The sequence below is a fragment of the Halorubrum sp. F4 genome, assembly GCF_027257195.1.
GTDB lineage: Archaea > Halobacteriota > Halobacteria > Halobacteriales > Haloferacaceae > Halorubrum.
The window spans coordinates 1-2,935 of sequence record NZ_JAPDFS010000043.1; the positions used below are offsets into that span (position 1 = coordinate 1).

At 70.8% G+C, this 2,935-nt stretch carries 3 protein-coding genes; all 3 read right to left on the reverse strand.

All coding sequences use genetic code 11. The features are described 5' to 3' along the window. Window positions 1-848, reverse strand: an 848-nt coding sequence (locus OKW78_RS16565; protein ID WP_281196156.1) for a glucose-6-phosphate isomerase, incomplete at its 3' end; no start/stop codon positions are given. A gap of 161 nt (window positions 849-1,009) precedes the next feature. Then, the gene (locus OKW78_RS16570) at window positions 1,010-2,140 is read right to left on the reverse strand and encodes a DoxX family protein (RefSeq protein ID WP_281196157.1); all 1,131 of its coding nucleotides are present in this window, start codon (window positions 2,138-2,140) and stop codon (window positions 1,010-1,012) included. 97 nt (window positions 2,141-2,237) lie between these two features. Beyond that, on the reverse strand, window positions 2,238-2,675 hold the full coding sequence (locus OKW78_RS16575) for a DUF5809 family protein (RefSeq protein WP_281196158.1): 438 nt from the start codon (window positions 2,673-2,675) through the stop codon (window positions 2,238-2,240). Between the last annotated feature and the right edge of the window lie 260 nt (window positions 2,676-2,935).

Sequence of the window (2,935 nt, forward strand, 5' to 3'; positions counted from 1 at the left end):
GCGCGCGCGGGCGTCTGGCCGAGCCCGTCCTTGCCGAGGCTCTCGGCCCACAGCTGGGCGAACCACTCCCCGAAGGTCTCCAGCGACTCCGCGTAGGGCATGAACGCGTTCGTGAGCGCGCCCCGCTCCGCGAGCGCGTACGTCGTCGCGCCGTAGGCGTACGCCGGCGACTCGAAGAGCGATCCCGAGAGCGCGTCCATGCCGTCTCTCCCGCCGGCGAGCACCGCCTCGACGTCGTGATCTTGAAGCGCGGCGACCGCAAGCCCGACCGTCGAGAGGACGGAGAAGCGGCCCGGGACGCCCTTCGGAACGTCGAGGGCGGGGAGGTCGTGCGTCTCCGCGAGCCGTCGGAGGTTCCCTTCCTCGCCGGTCGTGACGAGCGTGCGCTCGGTCCAGTCGACGCCCGCGGCGTCCATCGCCTCGCGGACGACGAGGAAGTTCGCGAGCGTCTCGGCGGTCGTTCCCGATCGGGAAACCACGTTGACGACGACCTCGTCGAGCGGGAGGGAAGCGAGCAATCCGTCGACGTGATCGGGGTCGACGTTGTCGAGGAAGTACGCGTCCACGTCGCTCTCGAGCGCGTCCGCGAGCGTCGCGGCGCCGAGCGCGCTTCCGCCGATCCCGACGGTCAGGACCGCCTCCGGCTCCCCGAACGGCTCGACCGCGGCACGGATCGCCGCCGGGTCGGCCGTCTGGGGCAGGGAGAGCGAGGCGTACCCGAACTCGTCGTCAGCCATCCCTCGAGCGATCCGTTCGTGAGCGTCCGCGACGCGGTCGTCGAGCCGGTCGAGCGTCTCCTCCGTGATCCCCGGTCGGGTGCCGAAGGCGTTGCCGATGTCCACGTCCATACGGGAGGCAGGCTCCGGCGGTCCATAAGCGTGGGTCGTTCGGCAGGATCGATCGACGGGATCGTTCGGTGGGGTCGACCGGCGGGCACGACTCGGCGGATGGGCGAGATGGGACGGATGGACGAGACGGGACGGGTCCGCAGTGTCGGGAATTCGCCCGCTCAGTCCGCGGGGATCGCCGGCTCCCCCTCCTCGAGGGCGGGGCGACCGAACCAGCGGTCGAACGAGAGCGGGCCCGATCCGAGCGTGAACACGGCCGAGGCCAGTCCGAACAGCGCGACGTGGACCAACACGGGGTCGTCGGGCAGCCCGAACAGGGTCGTCGTGAAGAGGACGAACGAGACCGCGGCCGCGCCGCGGGTGAAGAACCCGGCGACCAGCGCCAGCCCGACGGCGATCTCCGTCAGACCCGCGCCGACGACCCAGAGTCCGGGGTCGACCGGGACGACCGCGGTCAGGTCGTACTTCTCGACGACGAGCAGGCCCCGTCCCGGGTCGGCGAGCTTCTCGATCAGTCCGAGATAGACGAACGTGACGCCCATGCCGACGCGGAGCAGCGTCGGAACGTACTCGCGGATCGGGGCCATCGAGCCGTCGAGGAACGCCTTCAGGTGGTGGACCGGGTCGACCCGCCCGTAGTACGTGCCGGGCGTGCTCGCGACCGCCAACAGCATGTCGTCCGCGCTCGGGCGACCGCCGCCGACGACGAGCAGGGCGAGGAGGACGGGAACGTACTCCATCGCGATGACGACCCCCGGGTCGACGGCGAGGAGCACCCACGCGAACGTCAGCAGGCCGATCGCGGAGACGATCCGGGTCGCGAGCCCGAAGAGGACGCAGAAACCGATCCCGATGAAGAGCACCCGGAGGAGCGGGCTCGCGGCGGTGTCGAACGTCAGCGTCGGCGCGAACAGGTACCCCTGGAAGCCGGCCCCGACGAGCGGAAGTCCGATGGAGAGCCGGAGCATCCACGGGACGAGATCGCCGTAGCTCGCGAGTTTCTCCCGGAGGACCACCACGTCGCGGATCGTCGGCCGCACCCACAGGTACGCCGCGATCCCCGCGACGACGACGAGCCCGGAGCCGGCGAACGCCGCGGCGTTGAACGGGTCCGAGAGCACCTCCACCAGGAACGCGACCGCGTCGAGCGGGTCGCCGTCCTCCTCGGTGACGTAGTCGACGTGGGCGGCCGCTGGACGGGCGGCGACCGCCAGGAGCACGGCCGTCAGCGATGACGCCGCCAGCGACGCGACCGCCACGGCAGGCGACGAGATGGCCGATCGGTCGGACATGCGGGTCGTACGTTCCCCGGCTACCTAACGGTGTCCGTGGGGATCGGGGCGAGACACCACGACACGGGCGACGACCAGGCCGGAGCCGACGGTCCCCCTACCCGTCGACGTCCGGGAAGACGTCGCGGTACACCCGACCGAACGCGTTGCGTCTGAGGGTGCTCGCGGCCGCGTCGGGGCGGTCCTGGAAGGTGGTCGCGACCACGGTCTCCGCGAACGGGATCGGGTGCCACGCGACCCGGTCGACGTGTTCGGAACCGAGCTCCATCACCTCTTCGGGGTCGAACTCGCTGTCCGCAAGCCACGCGTCGAACTCGTCACGGTCGGCGAAGTGGACGACGAGCAGTTCGGCGAACGCGGCGTCGCGAGCGGTCTCGACGACTGCCGGGGTGACCCGTTCGTCGTACTCGTCGGCGTCGAACTCCATCGCCTTGGCCGTCTCCCGAACGATCACCTGCGCGGCCGGGCCGACGGCCTCGTAGCGGTCGATCGCCTCCTCACGGGTCGTCGGCGCGAACACGCCTCTCGTCTCCATGCGTGGTCGTCGCCGGCGAGCGAAAAGGGCGTTCGGGTACGCGGACGGGTCACGTGTGCGGGGACTCCCCGTACTGTTCTCGGGTACCACATCACCCGAGACCCGCGAGGACACGGGCGATCATCGGATCTGAGCTGTGGCGCGCCTCCGAGCGTCCGGAGGACGCGAGGAGCCCGCGAGGGACGCCACGAGCGCTTGAAAAGCGCGAGTGGCGAGGCTGGGGAGGCGTGAGGTGCGGGGCGGGGTGGGATTCAAAGGGG

Excerpts from the sequence above, each read along its gene's own strand:
- OKW78_RS16575 (WP_281196158.1), bottom strand. The coding sequence starts at position 2,675 with ATGGAGACGAGAGGCGTGTTCGCGCCGACGACCCGTGAGGAGGCGATC.
- OKW78_RS16570 (WP_281196157.1), bottom strand. The coding sequence starts at position 2,140 with ATGTCCGACCGATCGGCCATCTCGTCGCCTGCCGTGGCGGTCGCGTCG.